Here is a 22453-nt window from a genome sequence, read left to right as displayed (position 1 = left end):
TCCATTGTTAAAGCAATACATAAGGCGCCCACCACACAGCAACCAACGACAGTAAAATCATGCCAAGAATGTTCAGCATCACGCCACTGCGCATCATTTGTGGGATCGTCAGATAGCCTGAAGCAAATACAATCGCATTGGGTGGTGTGGCAACCGGCAACATAAAGGCGCAACTGGCCGCCAAGGTGACCGGAACCGTTAGCAAAATCGGCGACACATCGGTTTGTAACGCGATGGAGGCAACAACCGGCAACAGTGTGGCGGCTGTAGCCAGATTGCTGGTTAATTCGGTCAGGAAGATCACCAGTGCAGTCGCCGCTACAATCAACGCAGCAATGCCAAAGACGGTTAGCGGCTTCAGTGACTCACCAAGAAACGTGGCTAAACCACTGGAAGAAACAGCTGCGGCCAGACTCAACCCGCCACCGAACAGCACCAGTACGCCCCATGGCACGCGACTGGCGTCATGCCAGTTCAGAATAGGCGCTGATACCTCACGATTGGCCGGGATGAGGAACAACATTAACGCGCCCCACATGGCAATCCCGGCATCTGAAACACCCGAGATCCCTAACCAGTTACTAAGCGGGGTACGGGCAATCCATAATAAAATGACGATAAAGAACACGATGCCTACACGCTTTTCTGCACTGCTAACCGGCCCCAGTTCGCGATGCAATTGGGCGAAATGTTCACGTACGCTGTGATCGGCTTTTATATCTACTGTGAAGATCCAGCGGGTCAACAACCACCAGGTTGCAGGTAGCATCACGAGGCTGATTGGCACCCCGACTTTCATCCAGTCGAGGAAATCGATCTGAATGCCATAGTTGTCGGTCAAAAAAGCCGCCAGCAACGCATTCGGGGGTGTACCAATCAAGGTAGACAAACCACCAATCGTAGTGGCATAAGCGAGCCCCAACATCATGGCTATCTGAAAATGTACTTTCTGGCGCTCGCTCGCGTCAGGTGCGTTGTCGATGATAACTTTGACCACCGACATACAAATTGGCATCAGCATTAACGTGGTCGAGGTATTGCTCATCCACATCGACAAAAATGCGCCAACCAGCATAAATCCGCCCACCAATCTGGGGCTACGCGTACCGGTCACACGTAAAATTAACAGCGCGATACGTTTGTGCAGGTTGCTTTTTTCTACCGCAATCGCTAGTAAAAACGCCCCTAAAAACAAAAAGATAATCGGGTTCGCAAAGGGCATCGCGGCATCTTTAAAACTGGCAATTCCCAGCAGATCAAACGTCACCAGCGGGACAAATGCCGTCGCTGGCACAGGAATCGCTTCGGTCGCCCACCAAATGGCCATCCAAATACCAATCGCGGCAACACGCCACGCGGTGACATCCATCACCTGTTGACTGGCATCAAACAGCATAAACACCGCAAACAAGATCGGCCCAAGTAGCAAACCGATATTCTGATATCGCGCTCGTGCCGGTTCATCGAGGTAATTTTTAAATTCTTGTGGTTGTGTCATAACACTTCTTAACGTCAAAAGTACGCCGGCTACCCACAGGTAACCGGCATGGTGCTATCTAGAATTCTGCTTTGATATCCAGATAGAAGTTTCGGCCTAAGTCAGAGTGCGCGTCAGAGAAGTAACCAAAGTTATCGTCTGCCAACGGCGCTCGTGCATCCGTTAAGTTCTTGATACCAAAACGGAAGCGGGTTTTCACATCATATATCGCGGTACGGAAATCCACACTCGCGTCATAGGTGGTCATCGCCGGGATCACATAACGGGTGCCATCTTCCAGGGTTAAATCATCCTGATAGAAACTGCCGATGCGGTTACCCGACACGGCTGCGCCCCAATCGCCTTTACGCCAGGAGACTTTCATATGGTGACGTGACTTTTGATTGCCATTTTTACCAATCAAATCAGCAAAGCCTGCCACTGGATAGTCCGCTGACAGCAAACCACTTTCCTGCGCTGCCACCAGTTTTTGCGCATCACCACCGGCCTTTTGCTCAAACTTCTGCAAGAACGAGCCGTTGTAATCCACACTGACCTTACCAAAGTCGAAGGTTTCTGTGTAATACACACCAATGTCGTAGCCGCGTACTGTGCGGGTATCAAGGTTGGCATAATTATCGTCGATATACTTGATATCACCGGCAGGACAAATCCCGGCAGCCTCGTAGATAGCAATTTGATCGGCCGTTGCATCAACCCGGTTTACCGCAGAATTGGTTGTACATGCAGCGCCACTTTCCAATCGGTAAACCAAATCCAGCAAGGTATGGTTTTCTTCGCCCAGCAACCCAATCGTGTTGTTTTTCTCTATCGACCAGAAGTCGACAGTAAAGGTCAACGATTCGGTTGGGGTAAGCACCAATCCCACCGAGGTATTGGTGGAGTCTTCCGGCACCAGATTCGAACTACCCTGCGCTATACGCTGGGTCGAATTAACGCAATCCAGTACATCCTGATCCGGATCACCACCATTTTCCGCAGCGTATATACAGGTCCAGTCTGTACGGGTGTTATTCCGTGCCACGATTTCTTCGTTGATGGTCACCAGATTTGGCGCACGGAAGGCCTCTGACCATGAGCCTCTGACAAGTACATAATCATTAGGGTGCCAACCAAATGCGACTTTACCGACTGTGGTATCTTCCACGTCCGAGAAGTTTTCATAACGCAGCGCTAACTGCACATCCAAACTATCGAACACCGGTAGTTGCAGTTCGGTAAACAACGAGGTCACGTTACGACTGCCCTCGTTATCCGGGGTTGGACTGGAGTTGACGATATCTGACACATACGGATAGGTATCACCTTCCCAGTCAGTGAAAACAATAGTGCCATCCAGGCGTGGGTCACGGTCATCCTTAAAGGTTTCACGCCGCCAGTCTACACCAAGTAAGAAACCTGCTTGACCGCCAGGCAACTCGAACAGCGCGGGATGCACCATTTTGAAATCCAGCGTGGTTAAACTGGTTTCGCCATCGCGATACACGTCCACTAGCGCCCGCTCAATATTGTTGTTTACGCCTCCGCTGAACGGGTTGTACGCCGCAGCGGTAGAATCAAACAACGCCTCTTGCATCAGCGTGTTGGAAACCCGGTTGTGAGTCACATCACTGCTGGACGCTTTCGAATATGCAAAGGCGGTTTCCCATTCCCACTCATTCCACAGGCCTCTGAAGCCTTGCAGGAAGCGGTAGCTGTCTTGCGATACATCGATAATCCGCGGCTTTTCGGCAAAACGGTAGTTATCCATGATCAGTTCAAGGCCTTCACATGGCACGCCGGGGATCACGTCATCTGGCAGACGGTTGGGCGAACCACATGGCCCGAATGGGTTGTAATAGTTCTCGGCACCAACCCGTAATGCCGATGTTGAAAACGACGCAGATGGATGACGAATTAAATTAGAGTCGGAGGTGTAATAAGACATCTCCGTAAAACTCTCGGTGCCATTTTCAAAAGTGTGATTAACGAAAACAAACAGGTTGGTGCGATCCAGAGCAGAGACTAAATCACGTCCCATCGCGTTGTAATCCAGGCGATAGGTGCCCTGACCATCAATCCCGCCGCAAATGTAATCATTAATAGCGTATTGGCAGCGATCGTCACCGATAGGGTAAGTCTCAAATTCACCAGCACTATCTGTCAGTGTACCGGATAAACCCACAGAGGATGCCCGGGTGACTACATCATACTGGCCATAAAGCGAGTTGGCCGTGTCATTGCGAAACGCAGTATCACCTTCCCAGGCAGACCCGGCAGGGATACGGCTGCGGAAATCGGAACTGGCCCAACGTGGGTCGTCTAATGAACTGACGCGGCCACGATCGTAATAATTGAAGTAAGCGCTAACGTTAGTTCTGCCACCATTAAAATCCTTACCCCATTCGACGTTAAGACTCTTGTCATCGCGAGGTAAATGCTCAAATTCCTTTAAACGAACACTGACATTTAAACCGGTAAAATCAGTTTTTAGTACATTGTTAACCACACCTGCAACGGCATCTGCACCATAAATTGCAGAGGCACCATCGCGCAGTACCTCAAGGCGGCTCAAGCCACCGACCGGAATGGCATTGGAGTTCACGCTGTTAACGGGCACGAAACTCCCACCGACTTCTTCCGTCTGATAAGTAGGCGCGTTAACCATACGGCGGCCATTTAGCAGTACGAGCGTATTGCCGGTGCCTAAATTACGCAGGTTATAGGCACCGACGTCACCACGGGCAGAGTTGACCCCACCACTGATGTTGGCAGCTTCATTAAAAAAGTTTTGCCCGTTCTCGGGGATCATATCCAGTAGTTCATCACCAGAATCGATACCCAGCTCGGCGATGTCTTCGGCACTGAAGACCGACACTGCCAATGCCTCACTGACCTGACCGCCGCGAATTTGCGAGCCGACCACCGAGATTTTTTCTACTTCTGCTTCGTCTTTTTTAGTGGATTCCTGCTCCTGCGCCGCGGCCTGTGAGGCATATGCCATCAATAGTGTTGCCATGGTGAGTGAGGAGGAATACTTGCTGCAAATTGCTTTTGTTATTTTGTTCAGCATGCTTGCTCCGATAGTTGATTTGTCACCCTTGCCTGCTGACACTCGCTTGGCAGCGTCTCAGCGGCTTGTGTTATCGCCGTCAACGCCATGCCGCGGCATGGCAGGCCACAGATAACCTCAATTAAAAATGGGTTATCAGAAGGTAAGACGCACGAGCGAGCAAAACCCCCTACGCCTTTGTTAAATTTTTATTTATTTTTTGTTACTGAAGGGCCGAGCCGAGTAGCACGCCAGCAAAAACGGCAGCCAGTGTGATCAGGGTATAAAGGTCTGCACGGGAAATTCTCGCAGGCGCGGCTGCGGGCTTATGCGCGGTTTGAATCGCGATTGGCGATAACGAGGTGCGCACGACAGATGACTTGGCCCACACCGTAGACACATCCTCAAACGCCCAGCGATGCTCCGGTTGTGCATCTAGCCAGGACTTGAATTGCTGGTGCTGCGCTTCATCCATTTCGCCGGACTCGAGTTTAACCAACCAGGCAATGGCAGCATCGGTAATTTCTTCCGGCAAACCATAGCCGGTCCATTCTTCGATAGACATCATTTACCCGACTGGTGACGAGCCTTGTCGATAGATTGGTGATTGCTGCTGATTCGACACGCCTGCAAACAGGCTTTCATGCCCTTGGCAATATGGTTCTCAACGGTTTTCACCGAGATACCCATAATGTCGGCAATTTCTTTATGGCTATAGCCGTGCATTTTGCGTAATACGAATACCTGCCGGCACACCGGTGGTAGCTGTTCAATCGCCGCGGTGAGGCGTTGTTTCTGGTGTTCGGCGAAAAGCGTATCTTGCGATACGTTAGATGGGAGTTCGAGACCCGTGGCCTCTTGCTCGGACAGAAATTGTTGTCGGACGCCTTGTGAACGCAGACGCGAAATAGCCAGATTGCGCGCCACGGTATAAACAAATGCTCTGGGGTTGTCCGGCACCGATTTATCGCACTGTTCCATCAGTGCCACAAAGGAATCCTGCACAATCTCGTCCGCATCAGATACCGAGACCATGGCACGCAACGCCTTTTTCAGCGGCCAGCGCAAAGCAGTAAACAATTGTTCAAACCACTGACTGGTAACGCTTTCTGCCTTGTTATTCTCGTTGGAAGGCATGGCCTGCGGCTCCCTGGCATATGAGGTACAGAAATGAATATCTGTTTTTATATTACACAGCGCGGGGTAAAAACCACATTTAATTTAATGCCAACGCATCTCTAAGCAATACGGTGCCGCAGCGACTATCGCCCTGACTCACCCGCCAACACAGCTTTTACTTCATTGGCAAAGCGCAGAAAACGATCCTTTAAACTCCGTCTGACACCAATCTTGATGGCGCCCAATACCATCGCCCCTTCGATAATGATGGTCGGCGCCTGGCGGTGGGCGATAGCGCGATTTTGGTTGGTCACGCTACTGAGAATATTGGAGGCACGGACGACCACGTTGACGTTCTCCGGCACCCAAATCACCTCTTCAGCGAGGATACTGGTCAATTTAATTGTCACAGTTGGGTGCTGAAATATCGCATCCGTGAAGTCCAGCTTGTTGTTACCCAGTAAGGTTTTAATCCGCAAAGTGCGTGGCACCACCCAGGGGCCATTCCGATGGTTGGAAGACAACACAGTTAACTGAGAGTCAAACTCAGCACCGACGCCGGGTTCGTAACGAACATCCAGATTTTGCGCTTTGCGCTGGTGATACTGTTCATCTGGCTGACCCAGTTCCAAATCCGCCACTAACGCTACCAGTTGTGCGTTGGACTGCGCAGCCATCGCCAGATCAAGACGACGTTCAAACGCTTCAGCGGAAATCACTCCGTGGCTGTAGTTATGAATCAATTGATCAATAACTTCTTCTTTCACTTGTTCGCGCGGACGGTCTTCTAATGCCACTGCCATGATTACACTCTCCTGCTAAGGCTGATTGGTTATCCTAGCAAGGCGGGATCAGCTCGCCAGCGACAAAGCGTTACAAAGTATGTCGTCAGACTTTCACCAGGCGAGCCACGATGCGATGCACCACAGGCGCTACCAGCATGACTGCGGGAAAGGCCACGACGAAGGCAAACAACCAGGCATGTAACCAGATTTCGACGATATTACTGACCAGCCCAACATTGAAAAGCGAAATCACCATGCTCATCAGGCCACTCATAAACAACGCCATAAAAAAAGCAAATACTACGGCACGGGACTTTTTCGGTAAGTACATCTTGCAGGGAGCTAACTTTGGAATTTAGGTGGCGCGACACTAACATGATTCGGCGCGTTCGAAAACGCGCGAATGTCGCAAATTATCGGGCGTTGAGCCCCACCTGACCCTTGCGCAGCTGGCTAAAAATCGCAAACTAACTACGCTTGTTGCATGCCTTTCCAACTGAAGTGCCCACTGTGTAATGCGATGTTATTTACTACTTCTGACGCTATGCGCCATCCCTTTTTCATACGCCAGTGATAAGGGCTTACCTAAATTAACGGTCATTACCGAAGATTTACCACCACTGCAGATTACCCATAATAACCAACTAGTCGATGGCATTGCCTACCAACAGGTACAGCGCGTACTGGATATCAGTGAGCTCAATTACAATCTGGATGTGCTGCTCTGGGCGCGTGCATTTAAGGTAGCAACGGAGCAGCCTAATGTGCTGCTGTTTTCACTGGTGCGCACCCCTGAACGGGAAAAGCATTTTATCTGGCTAACCCAGATCGTCGATATGGATCTGTATTTGGTCAGTTTAAAAAGTGCCGACATCAACATCACCACATTGCAACAAGCCAGGCAATTGCTGATCGGGGTGAAACGCCATGATGTGGTTTACGATTATCTGACTGGTCAGGGATTTTCTGATCAAAAGAACTTGCTGATCATGCGCGATACCCTTGACACTTATGATGGCTTGTTGCGCGGGCGGGTAACCCTGGCACCGGGCAATCCGGAGGTACTGAGCGCCTATTGTAAAGATCGCACCTGTAAAACTGATATGTTCCGCTACAACGTGTTGATCCCGGAATTACGCCAAAATTTTTATTTAGCCGCCTCACAGGGAACGGACCCGCGCTTATTAGCCCGCTTGAAAATTGCCATTGCAGACAGTGGCTTATTGGTTGAACGTTAGGTTTTCAGGCAAAGTTTCAGCTCAACCGGATACTAATCAAGGTTGTTATTGGCCAAGGATTTGCTACTTTCAGATCCACAGATCCATTTATTAATCCATGCAGTAAAAATGTTAAAAAAGCTTCTGTGGGTCCTGTTGGTGATAGGAACATATGTCACAGCGACTGAACCCCCATTACCCAAATTAATGGTCCTCACGGAAGACCTGCCACCCTTACAAATCACCGAAAATAACATTCTGGTCGATGGCATCGCCTTTCATGCCGTGCGCCACTTACTGGATAGCAGCGAATTGAATTACAGCATGGATGTCATGCCCTGGGCTCGCGCCTATAAAATTGCTCAGGAACAACCTAATGTCTTGTTATTTTCGTTGGTACGAACCCCGCATCGGGAAAACGCATTCCACTGGCTGACCCGCATCGCCGATATGGACATGTACCTGGTCAGCGCCAAAACGGCGCATGTTGGGCTGACAACCCTCGAAGAAGCGCGAAAGGTATTAATTGGCGTGAAGCGCAATGATGTGGTGTATGAATACCTATCGGCCAACGGTTTCGTGGATAATCAAAACCTGCTGATCATGCGTGACACTCAGGATACCTATGATGCGCTGATTAATCACCGCGTACAACTGGCACCGGCCAACCCGGAACTAATCAACGCCTATTGCAAGCTAACTGGCTGTAATCTAGAAAGTTTTCGCTTTAACGTATTGATGCCGGACATGCATCAGGATTTTTACCTGGCCGCGTCGATGGGTACCGATCCTCGTATACTTAAGCGTATTCGCCAAACCATAGTGGCAACCGGTGAGCTTGCTGCTAAATAGTACATTTCACATTCGCTGATTCATCCGATAGCAACGCCAGTTGCGTAGTGTTGAACGAAAAAACGCAGCGCCTGACCCAACTGGTAGCACAATTTACCTTGTAAAGTATTCATCACTGGCAATAACGGCGATAGCGCAGGTTTATGGGATTAGCAATTTAACTTTAGGGCTAATTTCTTTACACTGTGCTTCGCCTGTGCCGAGGTTCACAGCGCGTTGATGCAAAACAACAAAACAACGCACAACGTGATACAACCTGAAGAATATCGAGCAGTCACCCTACATGACAATTCCAGCACTCGCTCGATACGCCAATATACAAAGCGTAAGGAGTTCATTTGTATGGCTATCCATACACCAGATCTGGCCAACTATGGCATCACGGACGTTGCTGAGATTATCCATAATCCGTCCTACCAGCAGCTGTTTGAAGAAGAAACCCGTCCGGATTTAACCGGTTATGAGAAAGGCGTAGTAACCGAATCAGGTGCTGTCGCCGTACACACTGGCGTATTTACAGGCCGCTCTCCCAAAGATAAATACATTGTGCTGGACGACGTTACCCGCGATACCGTGTGGTGGAATAGCCCGGAAGCACCGAATGATAACAAACCACTTGATCCGGCTGTTTGGCAGGATCTCAAAGCGCTGGTATCCAAACAGTTATCCGGCAAACGCTTATTTGTGGTGGACACATTCTGCGGCGCCAACCCGAACTCACGTTTAAAAGTGCGTTTTATTACCGAAGTGGCCTGGCAGGCGCACTTTGTGAAAAACATGTTCATTCGCCCAAGCGATGATGAACTGGCAAGCTATGGTGAGCCGGACTTCGTGGTAATGAATGGCTCGAAAACCAGCAACCCGGATTTCGAAAAACACGGCATGAACTCTGAAGTATTTACCGTGTTTAACCTGACTGAGAAGATGCAAATCATCGGCGGCACCTGGTATGGTGGCGAGATGAAAAAAGGCATGTTCGCCATGATGAACTATTACCTGCCGCTAAATGGCATGGCCTCGATGCACTGCTCGGCCAATACCGGAAAAGATGGCGATGTGGCGATTTTCTTTGGCTTGTCAGGTACAGGCAAAACCACCTTATCAACAGATCCCAATCGTGAATTGATTGGTGATGATGAGCATGGCTGGGACGACGACGGCATCTTCAATTTTGAAGGTGGCTGTTACGCCAAAACCATCAATCTGGATCCAGAAAGTGAGCCGGATATTTATAACGCGATCCGCCGCGATGCCCTGCTGGAAAACGTTACTGTCGATGCCAATGGCAAAGTCGATTACACCGATGGGTCGGTAACCGAAAACACCCGCGTGTCCTATCCGATCTACCATATCGAGAATATCGTAAAGCCGGTGTCAAAAGGCGGTCACGCGACCAAAGTGATTTTCTTAACCGCGGATGCCTTCGGAGTTCTGCCGCCGGTATCTAAGTTGGACCATGCGCAGACCCAGTATCACTTCCTGTCAGGCTTTACCGCTAAGCTAGCCGGTACCGAACGTGGCATAACGCAGCCAACACCGACGTTCTCGGCGTGTTTCGGCAAAGCATTCTTGAGCCTGCATCCGGTGCGCTACGGCGAAGAACTGGTGAAGAAAATGGACGCCGTCGGTGCGAAAGCCTATCTGGTAAATACCGGTTGGAACGGCACAGGCAAGCGCATCTCCATCAAAGACACCCGCGCTATCATCGACCGTATTTTGGATGGTTCGATTGAGGAAGCCGACACTCAGACGCTGCCAATTTTTGGTCTGCAGATCCCTAAAGCACTGCCAGGTGTTGATCCGGCGATTTTGGATCCACGCGACACCTATGCCGACCCGGCACAGTGGCAAACCAAAGCGCGCGAACTGGCTGGCTTGTTTATCAATAACTTTGAAAACTTTACCGGCAATGCCGAAGGCAAAGCCCTGGTAGCAGCAGGCCCTAAACTGTAATCCTGCGAGTTTGATCAAAAAAGGCTGCATACGCAGCCTTTTTTTATTACCTATTGCATGACAGATAGCGTTAGTTAGCGTTAGCTTCCAACGTCACGCCGCTAAAGGCTTCATAACCATAAATACCCATGTACCAGGTACCTGCAGCCGGATTGTTGATTACGCAGCTTTCGTTGTTACCAGTGAGGTAAGGGCGGCAATCGTATTTGCGCGTGGTTGGCTGACTACCAAACCGCACGTAAAGATCTGCATCACCGCTGCCGCCACTCATGTTCACCACGAGTTGAGTTGTGCCAGCCGGTACATCCAGGCTGTAGTTAAGCCAGGTACGCTTAGCCGCATTCAGATTGATCTCATACACACCGCTGGATTGTACCGGTGCCGTCACGCTGACTGTTTGCGTTGACGTCGCCGTAGCACCCTGATTATCAGTAACTGTCAGTGTTACACTGTAGCTACCTTCGCTGGCGAAGCTGTGTGCCGTAGTGACACCTGATGCGCTCTGGCCGTCACCAAACGTCCAACTGTATGCATTGATGCTGCCATCTGCATCGCTACTGGCAGCTGCATCAAAGTTACAGTCCAGATCATTACAGCTCACATTGAATGCCGCCACAGGTGCCTGATTTACAGGCGTGGTCGAGCCACCAAAACTTTGCCCATTATTGATAGCGCCCGCTGTATGCGCCGCCGAACCCTGCCAGCTAAATGCACTGTACTCTGTACCTGTACCGGCTAATTGCAGAGAGTAACCGACAGCAGAGGTTGAACTTTCGCTAACACCGATGTCGCTGGAGGTCATGCCTGATGCCACACCATCTGTGGCGGTCATGCTGCCTTCGTAGCTGATAAACTGCACAACCGTGCCGGTGTTGTCCACCAGCGCCAGACCATCCGGCGCACCATTTTGCAGGCCAGTCGCATCAAAGCTCATCACACCGAAACCGTTTTGCATATCGGTAACCGTGCCAGATAGATCGATGGTTTTATACTGCGCTCCGCCATTACCGTTGTAGGCAATAACCTGCCAACCACTGAGATTGGTTCCTGCCGACGCAGCGATTTCAACAAATTCGTTGCTGTCGGTGCCATCGTTGTCGTAGTGCAATTCATTGATCCAGGCCGTGGCTGGCTCACCGCCAGTTCCACCGCCGGTACCGCCACCAGTTCCACCGCCGGTGCCGCCACCAGTTCCACCGCCGGTGCCGCCACCGGTAATGCCACTACAGATGTCGTAGAACACACATTCCACATACTCCGGGTGATCGATAAACGGGTTACGGTTGCCCTGTATGCTGTAAACCACATCGTTACGACGTCGTTCCATGTCATCAACCGGATCATCCTGGTGCCATTGCAATAACACCGACTTCAGCCCCATGTATGCCGCGCTCAGATTAGTCCCCTGATTTGAACTGGCAATTAAGGCACGATCATCTGTCAGTTCCAGGTCCGGCTCAGCGTAACCAGTCACACCATGGGTGCCACCTTCATAACGCACGGACAGATACATCAGCGCACGTGCTACTTCACCGCGACGTCCGCTCCAAGTTTCCCATGTGCCGGTATCGCCTGAACCTTCGGTCCAGTTGGATTCATTGACGGAACCGCCACGTCCTGCATTTATCTCAGTCGTTTTTTCAGCACACGTGGCACCGCAGTCACCATAAGGCTTGTTCGAACGTGAAGAGTTATAGCTGGAATCGGCAACAAACAGATGATGAGCATCTGTGTATGGATAGTTTGTGGCACCATCGTTAGGGAAGCCATAAGACTTCGGCCAACTGTGTTCACGGTTGTAGAAGGTATTTCCTGCACCCGCTTTTACGTAACTGGCATTTTTATAAATATCCAGTACGTTGGCCGGGTTGGTAGGATCTTCATCAGCAGAATCGAGAATATCCCAGGTATCAGTGCTGGTAGAGGTATAAGGGATCTTGGTGTGATCATCGATGATCTCATGCAAGCTGGCCTTTAACGTAGCACCGTTGGTTGGATCGATAGTGTTGTAATAATCAGCGGGCTCTGCGGCAAACACAGTGGCACTGAATACAACACTCAGCATAACGCCAGGCAAAAATGCCCGCGCAAACGAGTTGGAAGTTTTCATAGGTTTCCCTGATTAAATTATTTTTCGTTATTTTTGTGAGGATCAGGTTTTGGCAGGTATCTGCCGCTGAAAATCCGTTCAGAAGGATGGATCCGTGCATCCGGGCGATGACCACTACACGGGAAGACATTCTACAAGATTATGTTACATTTCAGTGAATTAATTAGGCTTTTTAACAAAAAAACTGTGATTCATAGTAAATATCTGCAATTCGACGCGTTTCCATCATCATCCGACCGCGACTAAATCGTTTAAGTTTTTGGTTTATTTTTATCGTTTCGCTGCTAGGCTTACAGCTCTGTTTCTAATGAGAACAAAGCAATGCGTCTTGTGATAATGCTATGTGTGCTACTTTCGTCGCCTTTGTTGGCCAAAGATATTTCGGTGTCTTCACCAGACAAGCGACTCAATCTTGCGGTCAGCGATCAAAATGGTATCGCCACCTATCGGCTCGACAAAGCAGGAAACAGCCTGATTCGTGACAGCAAACTGGGATTTACATTCCGCGATGCTCCGCCCCTGTATAAAGATTTCACTGTGTCCGAAATCAGCCGAAGCAGTCATGACAGCAGCTGGCAGCAGCCCTGGGGCGAGCAGCAAACTATTCGTGACCAGCATAATGAACTGCTGGTGCGATTTGCCCAAAAAGACAATCCGTCGCAGCAGTTTACCGTGCGCTTTCGCCTGTTCAATGATGGCATCGGCTTTCGTTACGAAGTACCAGCCGAAGGGCAGCGCATCATTACCCGTGAGTTAACCGAGTTTGCCCTGGCGGACTCTCATAAAGCGACGGCGTTTTGGATCCCGGCGCAAAATCGGGACAGACAGGAATACCTTTACCACAACACACCATTACAAGACGTCGCACTGGCACAAACGCCCTTTACCGTCGTATATGAAAACGGCACCCATGTAGCGATTCACGAAGCGGCCTTAGTCGACTATGCAGGCATGAGCCTGAAACGTTACCAGTTGGGAACCTTTATTGCCGAGCTGGCACCTCGCTCTGACGGCAGTAAAGTGCACAAATCAGGAAGTTTCATCACCCCTTGGCGCACCATTACCGTCGCCGACGATGCACCCGGTCTGGCCAATTCTTTTATTGGCCTGAATCTCAACGAGCCCGCTGAATTATCTGACACCAGTTGGATCATGCCTGGCAAATACATTGGGATCTGGTGGTGTATGCACATCACCAAATGCACCTGGGGCTCAGGGCCCAAACATGGTGCAACCACAAAACGAACTATCGACTATATGCAATTCGCTTCGGAACATGGCTTTGATGGCGTATTAGTAGAAGGCTGGAATGTCGGCTGGGACGGTAACTGGATTGCCAACTCAGAACTGTTCTCTTTTACCCAACCCTACGAGGACTTCGACATTGCCGCAATCAGCCAATTTGGCAAACAGCATGGCGTGCGACTCATCGGCCATCATGAAACCTCTGGTGGCATCACCAATTACGAAGAGCAAATGCAGGAAGCGTTCGCCTTTTATCAGCGTTATGGCGTAACACAGGTTAAAACGGGCTATGTTGCCTTTGGACAAAATCTCAAGCAAAAAGATGCTCAGGGAGTGATGCGCTATGAATTTACCGACAGCCAGCCGGTGGTGAATCATTTCCTGCATAACGTCAAAACGGCCGCCAACTATCAAATTTCCATTAACACCCATGAAGCGGTGAAGGATACCGGCCTGCGCCGCACCTATCCCAACTGGATTTCCAGAGAAAGTGCCCGTGGGCAGGAATACAATGCGGGTTGGGCTACGCCGAATCCCCCCAATCACCTGCCAACATTGGTGTTCACCCGGATGCTAGCCGGTCCGATGGACTTCACCCCGGGGATATTCGATTTCGACTATCCACCCATCCCACCCGGCGGTGAGGAATTTGGTCTGAGCGATATCATGCGCCCCCACTCCACCCTGGCTAAACAACTGGCGGAATATGTGGTGATTTACAGCCCAATACAAATGGCGGCCGACCTACCTGAGAATTATCTGAAACATCCGCGTGCTTTCCAGTTTATCAAAGATGTCCCCACCGACTGGCAAACCAGTCAGGTGTTGCAGGGTGAGGTTGGCGAGTTTGTCGTGACTGCCCGCCAGGAAAAACGCCACCGCCACTACAGCGGCAACGACTGGTATGTGGGCGCACTGACGGGTGAAGCTGCCCGCACCATTACCCTACCCCTGACGTTTCTCGATGCAACACAACGCTACGAAGCGCAAATCTACCGTGATGGAGAACAGGCCGACTGGCGGGCAAATCCTTATGCCATGATCATCGAAACGAAGACGGTCACGGCCAAAGATGTCCTTACACTGCCTATCGCCGCAGCGGGCGGCTTCGCGATTCGCTTCAAGCAACTTTAAAAACGCGGGGCTTTGCCCCGCCCGCACTGACCATCATAAAAACGTCATCTACTCGTAACCTGATTTTCATCAATCGCCGGTAGCGTGCCCGCAGCACATGGAAAAACAGGAAAAACGATGAGCGTATCATTCAAACATTCGTTGCTGGCGTTGGGACTTGGACTTGTCCTCAGTGGCTGCGGCAGCGATGGCAAAGACGGTATTGATGGCGTAAATGGTGCAGACGGCGCCAAAGGCGAGGCTGGCCAGAATGCCCCAACAGGCTTACATGCCAGTGTCGTTGGTCGCTTCGTTACTGCGGCGGCTGACCGCGAAGGGGCGGCAGAAATCGTCCAATACCATCCTGCAACCAATACTGTCTACTCGATCAATAGTTCTGGCAGCACGCCAACACTGGAAATTATTGATGCGGCCACCTTAGCCGAAGTGAGCGACCCACTTACCGCGAATAACCTCAACCACAGCAGTTTTGATTTGGCGACAGAGGTGTCACTGGGCGCAACCACACGCTTGTTATCCGACGCAAACAGTATCGCTATTCACGGCAATTTATTGGCCGTGGCCATGGCGGCCAGCGCCAAGGCAGATAATGGTGCCGTGCTATTTTATGATATCAGCACTACTACGCCGGTATTTATCAAGGCCGTCGAAGCAGGCAATTTACCGGATATGGTCGGCTTTACCCCTGACGGCAGCAAAGTGCTGGTCGCCAACGAGGGCGAACCGGCCGCCGATTACAGCCTCGATCCGGAAGGCAGCGTCTCTGTTATCAGTGTGACTAATGGCGTGCCGGCAGACACGGCTGTGGCGATCACCTTCACTGCCTTTAACACAGAGATGGCAGCGTTGGCGGAACAGGGCATTCGCTTTTCTAATCCGGGTAGCAGCACCGTGGCTCAGGACTTAGAGCCCGAATACATTACCGCCAGTAATGACTTTGCCTGGGTATCGTTGCAGGAAAACAACGCTATCGCGCGCATCAATCTTTCTGACAACAGTGTCACCCTGCATGCGCTGGGCGAGAAAGACTGGTCGCAATACACCATTGATGTGTCCAATAAAGACGGCATCAATTTCCAGACCTATCCTGGCCTGTACGGACTGTATATGCCAGATACCCTGGCCAGTTACAGCTGGAACGGCGCGCATTTTATTCTGTCTGCCAACGAAGGTGACTCCAGAGAGTATGTGTATAACACCGACGCATCTGACTGTGCAGCGGCAGGCCATACCTACAACGAAGACGATGAAGTCTGTGAGGCATACATTGACGAAGCGCGGGTAAAAGATTTGGTGTTAGACGCCAATGCGCCATTTTTCGCCAATTACAACAAAGACGTACTGGGTCGCCTGAAAGTCACACCTATGATGGGTGATACCGACAACGACGGCGATTTTGACAAACTCTACGCGTTTGGTGCCCGCTCTTTCAGTATCTGGGACAGCAATGGTCTGCAGGTATTCGACTCGGGTGATGATTTCGGTCGTATCAGCGCCTCTGTGCATGGTGACGCGTTTAACAACGACGAAGATGTCAATGAAGGCGATAGCCGTTCTGATGATAAAGGTGGCGAACCCGAGGCGTTGGCCGTCGGTAAGATAGGCGATCGCACCTTTGCCTTTATCGGTCAGGAACGGATGGGGTCTGTGTTCATCTACGACATTACCAATCCATATAACGTTAGCTTTGTGGACTATTTCTATAACCGCGATCTCAGCGAAGGTCTGGAAGTACCGGATATCGATGGCGATCTGGCTCCCGAAGGTATGGCATTTGTCACAGCAGATAACAGCCCTACTGGCGAAGCCCTATTGATCATCGGTAACGAAATCAGCGGTTCTGTCACAATCTGGCAAATCAATCCCCGCTAACTTAGCGCCCGCAGTCTGAATGTCGCGTTCAGGCTGCGGTTTTTATGGCTTCAATGGCGCCCTGTTGCCATTGCGGTGAAGCCTCTTTCTCAGCCCAGCGGCTGCAAATAAAAAACATCATGAGTTTGGTTGCAAATTCAGCAAGTTGGCGTAATGTGAAAACATAAATCACCCGCTGGAGAGGCGTCATCAACCGGTCATTTATTCCAACCATTATGGATATCGAAGCCAGTGGCTTTGGTGCTAACAGCTACCCTATCGAGATTGGCGTTGCCATCAGCGATGGCACACGTTACTGCCGCCTGATCAAACCATTTGAACACTGGACTCATTGGGACAGCGAGGCCGAGGCCTTGCACGGTATCAGCCGTGAGATCCTTGCCCAACATGGGGTTGACCCGCGTCAGGTTTGCGAAGATCTCAATCACCTGCTCAAAGACCGTAGTGTCTATTCCGATGGTTGGGTGGTGGACAATCCCTGGCTGATTAAATTGTATGAAGCCTGCGGCATGCAACCTACCTTTACCTTCAGTGCGCTGGAAATGGTACTGAGTGAACCACAAATGGTGGTGTGGCATGCGATTAAACAAGACCTTACTGAACGTTGGCCTCAGGCTCGCCACCGTGCCAGTGCCGATGCGGATCTGATTCAAAACACCTGGCTGGTCAGTCGTCAGCAAACCAATGCACAGGCAGCAGCTGCCGGTTGAAAATGCCCCTCTGCACCACCATGTGCACTGTTAACCGATAATTTCGCCCTGTTACCCGTAACGGGGCGACTTTTTTAATCCCATAAGGACACTATGAACGCCCTTGAAATCAGTGGCCTGCAGAAGACTTATGCAGGTGGCACCCAAGCCCTCAAAGGTATTGACCTCAACGTCCGCCAGGGTGATTTTTTCGCTCTGCTCGGTCCCAACGGCGCAGGCAAATCCACCACCATCGGCATTATCGCCTCGTTGGTGAACAAATCCGCCGGTACGGTACTGGTCGATGGTCACTCGGTGGATACCGATTTAGTCCGCGCCAAGGCCAGCATCGGGCTGGTACCTCAGGAGTTTAATTTTAATCAGTTTGAAACTCTGCTGCAGATTGTTGTGAATCAGGCTGGCTATTACGGCGTACCCCGCCACATCGCCAAACAACGGGCAGAAAAGTATCTCAAACAATTAGATTTGTGGGAAAAACGCGATAGTGCAGCACGTACCCTGTCGGGTGGGATGAAACGGCGCTTAATGATCGCCCGCGCCCTGATGCATGAACCGAAAATACTTATTCTTGATGAGCCTACTGCTGGGGTGGATATTGAGATTCGCCGTTCTATGTGGGAATTCCTTAAGAAAATCAACGAACAGGGCATCACTATCATTCTCACTACCCATTATTTGGAAGAGGCTGAGATGCTGTGTCGCAATATCGCGATTATCGATAAAGGGCAGATTGTGGAAAACACCAGCATGAAATCCTTGCTGGCCAAACTCAATATGGAAACTTTTATTCTTGATTTAGCACCGACCGATAACACGCCGACGCTGGCAGGCTTCACCTGCCGCCTGCTGGATAACCACACCCTGGAAGTGGATGTCGCCAAACAGGATGGGTTAAATCCGGTGTTTAGTCAGCTTAGCGAGCAAGGTATTCAGGTACTGAGCATGCGCAACAAAGCCAACCGACTGGAAGAGTTGTTTATGACCCTGTTACAAAACGGCCGTAAACCGGAGGTGAGCCATGGCTAATCCAACCTTCGTCGCGCTGCGCACTATCTGGATCAAAGAAATCACCCGTTTTATGCGCATCTGGGTACAGACCCTGGTGCCCCCCGCTATCACCATGACGCTGTATTTTGTGATCTTCGGCAACCTGATCGGTAGCCGGATTGGCGAGATGAACGGCTTTAGCTACATGGAGTTTATCGTCCCCGGCCTGATTATGATGGCAGTGATTACCAACAGTTATGCCAACGTGTCATCATCATTTTTCAGCGCCAAGTTTCAGCGCAACGTTGAAGAGTTGCTGGTTGCGCCAGTGCCTAACTGGGTGATCATTGCCGGTTATGTGGGCGGCGGGGTGGCGCGTGCCTTGTTGATTGGCATCATTGTGACCAGCGTGTCGATGCTGTTTGTGGACTTGTCTATTTACAACCCGCTGGCCATTGCGTTGACACTGCTGCTAACCGCGACGCTGTTTTCCTGCGCGGGCCTGATTAATGCGGTTTACGCCAAGACCTTTGATGATATCAGTATCGTGCCCACCTTTGTGTTAACCCCGCTGACCTATCTGGGTGGTGTGTTCTATAGCCTGTCGCTGTTACCACCATTCTGGCAGGCGGTCAGCAAAGCCAATCCTATCGTATATATGGTCGACGGTTTCCGCTTCGGATTTCTGGGTCATGCCGATGTCAGCTTCAGCGTATCTATGGCTTTGCTGCTGGGCTTTAATGTGCTGTTGTTTGGCATTGCCTGGACACTGATTAACCGCGGCGTGGGCATTCGCAGCTAATGAGCGATGGTAATTCACGCTGGGTGACCTCTAATCAGCAAGGGCCACATCCCGATGTGGCCAAGGTGGTGGCACGTCATCTGGCCCATCCCAACCAGAAGCCGGTCAGTGAACACACCCTGCAGGCATTTGAGCAGGCAGGTGAGTGGCTGGCCGACTGGCAGGGCGACCTTATTCTTGACGCCTGTTGCGGGATTGGCGAAAGCACCCATCGACTGGCTAAGTTACATCCCCACGCACGGGTCATTGGCATCGATAAATCCGCACACCGGCTGGATAAACACACTGGTCACTTCGGCGAGGCGCCGGCCAATGCCCTGTTACTGCGCGCCGATGTGGGGGATTTCTGGCGGTTAGCAAAACAAGCCAACTGGCAAATCAGCCAACATTATCTGCTATATCCCAATCCTTACCCGAAAAAAAGTCAGCTACAAAAGCGCTGGCATGGCCACCCTGCATTCGTGGATTTGGTCGCGCTGGGCGGCCATTTAACGGTGCGCAGTAACTGGCAGACCTACATTCAGGAATTTGCCAACGCGCTGCAATGTCTGCAGGTTAAAAGTGATATTTCTGAATACCGCGATGACGAGGCCTTTACCCCGTTTGAACGTAAGTATTGGGCCAGCGGCCAGTCAAGCTGGCAACTTCAGGCGAACCTGTCGTAATCACGGATACAACTAACCTTTTTAGCCTTTTGTCGCTATACCGGGACACTGATGACTGATTTACCACGGACTTTTCTATTCCACCTTTGTTCTCTAACTGGCTGATTTTAAAGGATTGTCGTGTAGTGTCGGGGGAAAGTCGTTATATAATTCTGGTATCCGGCACGCCGATGACAATACTCGCCCCGTTGTCTGTTAACGTTATTGGAGATTAGGTTGCGGCTCTCAACGACGAAATTAAAAACCCTGCGCTTAGATAAAGGCTGGTCGCAAGAGGTGTTAGCCAAAGCTAGTGGATTATCGGTGCGTACCATTCAACGTATCGAAGCGGATGGCAACGCCTCGGCTGAAACCACTCTGGCCATAGCGGCAGTATTTGATTTATCTCCTCAGGCATTACAGGCAACGTCAACTGATATTGAAGTTAACTGGACGAGGAAAAACATTGTGAAGAATAGTATCGCATTAGCCGTGATTTCCGGCGCAATTGGCATGTTGATGTGGCTTGGCGCCGATGCCTATTTCTTTTTGGATGGCCCATCAGCATTGTATTTAATACTGTTTGTCTATGCCTCCACTATTATCACCTTCGGTACCAATGGCATGCTCAAATCCCTGAGTTGCCTGAGATATCTGTTTAGCGACGAGATGGTCGGCGGGCAACAGGCGAAGTATCTGGCCACTGTGTATGCCAGCCAGCGCAAGTTTTGTTACGGCGGAGCAGTTATTGGTTTATTGATCGGTTCTATTTCGATTCACGGCAACATTGATACCTTCGAAAACTTTTTACTTCACCGGGCCTATGCAGTGAACCTTATAGTGTTGTTGTATGCAGCGGTGCTGGGCGAAGGGCTTTTCAGACCTCTGAGCCTGAAACTGAAAACCTGCGATATGGCTCAGCCAGCGTTCTAAAAACCGGACAGCCTGCCACTTTCATTTGTGGCAGGCAAAAATGCTTTGACAGGGCTAGCATATAGCAACACCATGACGGGCTTTTTTACTTTGGATCCACACTGACATGCTGCAAATCGGTAAATCACAAACCCTGACCTTCGATGAGGAAATCCCCTACGGTGCCTATCTGATCTGTGAGGATGGGGAGCGGATTATGCTGCCATTGTCGCAGCTACCTGAAGACGCCAATGTGGGCGATGCCCTGACAGTATTTGTATATCAGGATCATGATGGACAACTAACCGCCACCACGCGTATGCCGGTGATGCAGGTTGGCGAGTGTGGGTATGTCAAAGTGGTCGGCACTAACCCGGGTGGCGCATTTGTCGACTGGGGCCTGGATAAAGACCTGTTTGTACCGAAAAAGCAGCAGGATAAACCCATGGAAGTGGGCAAATCCTACGTGGTTGTGCCGTACCTGGATGAACGGGATGGGCGCCTGACCGGCTCCAGCAAACTGCACCAGCATCTGCGTGAAAAGAATGTCTATTTCCAAGCAGGTGAAAAGGTTAACTTATTGATTTGCGGCCGTTCTGACTTAGGCTACAAAGCGGTTGTGAATAACCATTCTCTGGGTCTCTTGTATCAGGATGACGTCTTTCAGCGCCTGCGTATTGGTGAATCCGTCAGTGGCTATATCAAGCAAATTCGCCCGGATGGCAAAATTGATCTGACCCTGCGCGCTCCTGCTGGCCAGGACCGCGATGAGCTCAGTGATAAAATCCTCCAGCATCTGGCCGAACAGGGTGGCGTGTCCGCGATCACCGACAAGGCCGATCCAAACCTGATTTACCGGGTGTTCGGGGTCAGCAAAGGGGATTACAAAAAGGCCATAGGCGCGTTGTATAAACAACAAAAAATCAGCCTGAGCAAAACCGAGATTCGTTTACTGGATTAATGGAGTGACCCATGTGGGATGAACGCTACGCACAGGATGGCTTCGCTTATGGCACCGAGCCCAATGACTTTTTACGTGCCCAGTTCACCCGCATTCCTCCAGGTGGCAAAGTCCTGTGCTTAGCCGATGGCGAAGGGCGTAATGGTGTATTCCTTGCCCAGCAAGGCTTTGATGTTACCTCCGTGGATTTATCCGTGGTTGGCTTGCAAAAAGCCCAGCGCCTCGCTAGTGAAAGAGGCGTCAGCTTAACCACCGCGCAAGCGGATCTGACCCAGTTTGATCCCGGCAGCAATTATTGGGATGGGGTTATCTCTATTTTTGCCCATCTGCCCGCCGAGCCCAGAGGACATTTACACCGCCGACTGGTGAGAAGCCTGAAACCCCATGGTGTGTTTATCCTCGAAGCCTACACCCCGGCACAATTAGCCACCTCGGGAGTCGGTGGCCCGCCAGCGCAACAGGCTGAGATGCTGATGACCCTCAACGCACTGAAATTTGAACTGTCCGGATTGGACTTTGTAATCGGTCATGAAACCGTACGAGAAATTCAGGAAGGCCAGTACCACCATGGCGAAAGCGCGGTGGTCCAGGTGGTGGCGACCAAGTCTTAAAAAACCGGCG

General features: G+C 50.8%; 19 protein-coding genes. 12 read left to right on the top strand and 7 right to left on the bottom strand.

What is annotated here, in order from left to right:
• Positions 1-7 precede the first annotated feature (7 nt).
• The 6 genes from TK45_RS06695 to TK45_RS06670 form a co-directional block, all read right to left on the bottom strand.
• Entirely contained in the window at positions 8-1498 is a 1491-nt protein-coding gene (locus TK45_RS06695; protein ID WP_131257869.1) for a DASS family sodium-coupled anion symporter, read from the bottom strand.
• Between the two features lie 58 nt (positions 1499-1556).
• Entirely contained in the window at positions 1557-4550 is a 2994-nt protein-coding gene (locus TK45_RS06690; RefSeq protein WP_131257868.1) for a TonB-dependent receptor domain-containing protein, read from the bottom strand.
• A 202-nt stretch (positions 4551-4752) separates the two neighbouring features.
• Entirely contained in the window at positions 4753-5097 is a 345-nt protein-coding gene (locus tag TK45_RS06685; protein ID WP_131257867.1) for a DUF4880 domain-containing protein, read from the bottom strand.
• Positions 5094-5666 (bottom strand): RNA polymerase sigma factor, encoded by a 573-nt coding sequence (locus TK45_RS06680; protein ID WP_131257866.1) that lies wholly within the window; start codon positions 5664-5666, stop codon positions 5094-5096. Before TK45_RS06680 ends, TK45_RS06685 begins: the two co-directional genes overlap by 4 nt.
• Before the next feature lie 125 nt (positions 5667-5791).
• Positions 5792-6451: a DUF1707 domain-containing protein gene (locus TK45_RS06675; RefSeq protein WP_131257865.1), complete on the bottom strand. Its 660-nt coding sequence runs from the start codon at positions 6449-6451 to the stop codon at positions 5792-5794.
• An 85-nt stretch (positions 6452-6536) separates the two neighbouring features.
• Positions 6537-6719 (bottom strand): DUF2798 domain-containing protein, encoded by a 183-nt coding sequence (locus TK45_RS06670; protein WP_256372526.1) that lies wholly within the window; start codon positions 6717-6719, stop codon positions 6537-6539.
• 229 nt (positions 6720-6948) lie between these two features.
• Here TK45_RS06670 and TK45_RS06665 point away from each other — a divergent pair, with 229 nt between their 5' ends.
• From TK45_RS06665 to pckA, 3 genes are all read left to right on the top strand, one after another.
• The gene (locus tag TK45_RS06665; RefSeq protein ID WP_131257863.1) at positions 6949-7671 is read left to right on the top strand and encodes an ABC transporter substrate-binding protein; all 723 of its coding nucleotides are present in this window, start codon (positions 6949-6951) and stop codon (positions 7669-7671) included.
• A gap of 108 nt (positions 7672-7779) precedes the next feature.
• A complete protein-coding gene (locus TK45_RS06660; protein WP_131257862.1) occupies positions 7780-8502 on the top strand; it encodes an ABC transporter substrate-binding protein in 723 nt (240 codons plus the stop codon).
• A gap of 342 nt (positions 8503-8844) precedes the next feature.
• Positions 8845-10455, top strand: a complete 1611-nt coding sequence (pckA, locus tag TK45_RS06655) for a phosphoenolpyruvate carboxykinase (ATP) (RefSeq protein WP_131257861.1) — start codon at positions 8845-8847, stop codon at positions 10453-10455.
• Positions 10456-10525: 70 nt separating this feature from the next.
• Here the strand turns inward: pckA and TK45_RS06650 are convergent, their stop codons facing one another.
• A complete protein-coding gene (locus tag TK45_RS06650; RefSeq protein ID WP_131257860.1) occupies positions 10526-12565 on the bottom strand; it encodes an endonuclease in 2040 nt (679 codons plus the stop codon).
• Between the two features lie 321 nt (positions 12566-12886).
• Here TK45_RS06650 and TK45_RS06645 point away from each other — a divergent pair, with 321 nt between their 5' ends.
• The 9 genes from TK45_RS06645 to TK45_RS06605 all read left to right on the top strand — a co-directional run bounded on the left by TK45_RS06645 (position 12887) and on the right by TK45_RS06605 (position 22443).
• Positions 12887-14944 carry a glycoside hydrolase family 97 protein gene (locus TK45_RS06645; protein ID WP_131257859.1) on the top strand — a complete coding sequence of 686 codons (2058 nt, stop codon included), beginning with the start codon at positions 12887-12889 and terminating at the stop codon, positions 14942-14944.
• A 117-nt stretch (positions 14945-15061) separates the two neighbouring features.
• Positions 15062-16816 (top strand): choice-of-anchor I family protein, encoded by a 1755-nt coding sequence (locus tag TK45_RS06640; protein ID WP_131257858.1) that lies wholly within the window; start codon positions 15062-15064, stop codon positions 16814-16816.
• A gap of 215 nt (positions 16817-17031) precedes the next feature.
• Positions 17032-17526, top strand: a complete 495-nt coding sequence (locus tag TK45_RS06635; protein WP_131257857.1) for a hypothetical protein — start codon at positions 17032-17034, stop codon at positions 17524-17526.
• Between the two features lie 93 nt (positions 17527-17619).
• Positions 17620-18552: an ABC transporter ATP-binding protein gene (locus TK45_RS06630; protein WP_131257856.1), complete on the top strand. Its 933-nt coding sequence runs from the start codon at positions 17620-17622 to the stop codon at positions 18550-18552.
• Positions 18545-19315 carry an ABC transporter permease gene (locus TK45_RS06625; RefSeq protein ID WP_131257855.1) on the top strand — a complete coding sequence of 257 codons (771 nt, stop codon included), beginning with the start codon at positions 18545-18547 and terminating at the stop codon, positions 19313-19315. Before TK45_RS06630 ends, TK45_RS06625 begins: the two co-directional genes overlap by 8 nt.
• Positions 19315-19980, top strand: a complete 666-nt coding sequence (locus tag TK45_RS06620) for a tRNA (guanosine(46)-N(7))-methyltransferase TrmB (RefSeq protein ID WP_131257854.1) — start codon at positions 19315-19317, stop codon at positions 19978-19980. The genes TK45_RS06625 and TK45_RS06620 overlap by 1 nt, the downstream gene beginning before the upstream one ends.
• A gap of 216 nt (positions 19981-20196) precedes the next feature.
• Positions 20197-20892, top strand: a complete 696-nt coding sequence (locus tag TK45_RS06615; RefSeq protein WP_131257853.1) for a helix-turn-helix domain-containing protein — start codon at positions 20197-20199, stop codon at positions 20890-20892.
• 106 nt (positions 20893-20998) lie between these two features.
• Positions 20999-21832 (top strand): S1 RNA-binding domain-containing protein, encoded by an 834-nt coding sequence (locus TK45_RS06610; RefSeq protein ID WP_131257852.1) that lies wholly within the window; start codon positions 20999-21001, stop codon positions 21830-21832.
• Positions 21833-21843: 11 nt separating this feature from the next.
• Positions 21844-22443, top strand: a complete 600-nt coding sequence (locus tag TK45_RS06605) for a bifunctional 2-polyprenyl-6-hydroxyphenol methylase/3-demethylubiquinol 3-O-methyltransferase UbiG (RefSeq protein WP_131257851.1) — start codon at positions 21844-21846, stop codon at positions 22441-22443.
• Positions 22444-22453: the final 10 nt, after the last annotated feature.

The sequence above is a fragment of the Bowmanella sp. JS7-9 genome (genome assembly GCF_004329715.1).
In the GTDB taxonomy this organism is placed as follows: domain Bacteria; phylum Pseudomonadota; class Gammaproteobacteria; order Enterobacterales; family Alteromonadaceae; genus Pseudobowmanella; species Pseudobowmanella zhangzhouensis.
This window is presented reverse-complemented; position numbering and strand designations above follow the sequence as displayed.

Excerpts from the sequence above, each read along its gene's own strand:
- TK45_RS06695 (WP_131257869.1), bottom strand. The coding sequence starts at position 1,498 with ATGACACAACCACAAGAATTTAAAAATTACCTCGATGAACCGGCACGA.
- TK45_RS06690 (WP_131257868.1), bottom strand. The coding sequence starts at position 4,550 with ATGCTGAACAAAATAACAAAAGCAATTTGCAGCAAGTATTCCTCCTCA.
- TK45_RS06685 (WP_131257867.1), bottom strand. The coding sequence starts at position 5,097 with ATGATGTCTATCGAAGAATGGACCGGCTATGGTTTGCCGGAAGAAATT.
- TK45_RS06680 (WP_131257866.1), bottom strand. The coding sequence starts at position 5,666 with ATGCCTTCCAACGAGAATAACAAGGCAGAAAGCGTTACCAGTCAGTGG.
- TK45_RS06675 (WP_131257865.1), bottom strand. The coding sequence starts at position 6,451 with ATGGCAGTGGCATTAGAAGACCGTCCGCGCGAACAAGTGAAAGAAGAA.
- TK45_RS06670 (WP_256372526.1), bottom strand. The coding sequence starts at position 6,719 with ATGGCGTTGTTTATGAGTGGCCTGATGAGCATGGTGATTTCGCTTTTC.
- TK45_RS06665 (WP_131257863.1), top strand. The coding sequence starts at position 6,949 with ATGCGATGTTATTTACTACTTCTGACGCTATGCGCCATCCCTTTTTCA.
- TK45_RS06660 (WP_131257862.1), top strand. The coding sequence starts at position 7,780 with ATGTTAAAAAAGCTTCTGTGGGTCCTGTTGGTGATAGGAACATATGTC.
- pckA (WP_131257861.1), top strand. The coding sequence starts at position 8,845 with ATGGCTATCCATACACCAGATCTGGCCAACTATGGCATCACGGACGTT.
- TK45_RS06650 (WP_131257860.1), bottom strand. The coding sequence starts at position 12,565 with ATGAAAACTTCCAACTCGTTTGCGCGGGCATTTTTGCCTGGCGTTATG.
- TK45_RS06645 (WP_131257859.1), top strand. The coding sequence starts at position 12,887 with ATGCGTCTTGTGATAATGCTATGTGTGCTACTTTCGTCGCCTTTGTTG.
- TK45_RS06640 (WP_131257858.1), top strand. The coding sequence starts at position 15,062 with ATGAGCGTATCATTCAAACATTCGTTGCTGGCGTTGGGACTTGGACTT.
- TK45_RS06635 (WP_131257857.1), top strand. The coding sequence starts at position 17,032 with ATGGATATCGAAGCCAGTGGCTTTGGTGCTAACAGCTACCCTATCGAG.
- TK45_RS06630 (WP_131257856.1), top strand. The coding sequence starts at position 17,620 with ATGAACGCCCTTGAAATCAGTGGCCTGCAGAAGACTTATGCAGGTGGC.
- TK45_RS06625 (WP_131257855.1), top strand. The coding sequence starts at position 18,545 with ATGGCTAATCCAACCTTCGTCGCGCTGCGCACTATCTGGATCAAAGAA.
- TK45_RS06620 (WP_131257854.1), top strand. The coding sequence starts at position 19,315 with ATGAGCGATGGTAATTCACGCTGGGTGACCTCTAATCAGCAAGGGCCA.
- TK45_RS06610 (WP_131257852.1), top strand. The coding sequence starts at position 20,999 with ATGCTGCAAATCGGTAAATCACAAACCCTGACCTTCGATGAGGAAATC.
- TK45_RS06605 (WP_131257851.1), top strand. The coding sequence starts at position 21,844 with ATGTGGGATGAACGCTACGCACAGGATGGCTTCGCTTATGGCACCGAG.